Annotated in this window: 1 protein-coding gene; it reads right to left on the bottom strand. The window is 42.5% G+C overall.

The annotated features are described in order from the left end of the window. On the bottom strand, positions 1-306 hold a 306-nt coding region (locus tag ACNQ0T_RS23685), incomplete at both ends, for a helix-turn-helix domain-containing protein (protein WP_417930438.1).

Below are 306 nucleotides of genomic sequence, written 5' to 3'. Positions count from 1 at the left end.
GTATACAGGTAATCAACGAGCTTTGTTAGATCATAAATATTACGACCTCCATATCGGCTATCACTCTTCGACGTTGGTTTCTTGTCCAAGAGATTAGCTTTTTCCAGATCATTGATAGCTCTCTGAACTGTCCTTACAGAAACCCCCATACGTATGGCTAGGCTTTCCATTGATGGATGCGGCCATTCTTGCAAATTCCACCAATGAACGATCAGGTTAAGCAGAGTGTTAAAGGCTACGGAGGTTAGCTTTTTCTCGTTCTGTATAAAAAACAAGACAGTAGGTATTGCAGTCCAGCCAGGAGAC

The sequence above is a fragment of the Enterobacter cloacae complex sp.6700776 genome, from assembly GCF_048284255.1.
GTDB lineage: Bacteria > Pseudomonadota > Gammaproteobacteria > Enterobacterales > Enterobacteriaceae > Enterobacter > Enterobacter intestinihominis.
The sequence above is the reverse complement of the archived record's forward strand: the minus strand, read 5'-3'. Positions and strand labels throughout refer to the sequence as shown.